General features: G+C 54.5%; 1 protein-coding gene. It reads right to left on the bottom strand.

Annotated elements, in window-relative coordinates; genetic code table 11:
• Positions 1–61 precede the first annotated feature (61 nt).
• Positions 62–255, bottom strand: a 194-nt coding sequence (locus tag MMG85_RS18390; protein ID WP_241047349.1) for a hypothetical protein, incomplete at its 5' end; no start/stop codon positions are given.

The raw sequence follows: 255 nt of genomic DNA, 5'->3' as shown, positions 1-255 counted from the left end.
TGGGTGGGCTAATCAGGTTGGCTACCAAAACGTCTCTTACCTTATGTGCGTGTCCGGCAACTCAGACGAGGATCCTAGTCGCCCAAACTACGGCGAGTGGCATGTCATGCTTGAGCGGTCTCGCACGCTCACACAGAAGCTTCTCGGCAAGAACAAGATTTCCGCCAATGACCCAATCGTTGGCAAGGTCACAGGGGTACTCCGTGCCGCAGGATTCGCAGATGTCACGGTTGAGCCCTAACAACTCATTCAAGC

This window comes from Pseudoxanthomonas sp. LH2527 (assembly GCF_022539275.1).
In the GTDB taxonomy this organism is placed as follows: Bacteria; Pseudomonadota; Gammaproteobacteria; order Xanthomonadales; family Xanthomonadaceae; genus Pseudoxanthomonas_A.
This window is presented reverse-complemented; position numbering and strand designations above follow the sequence as displayed.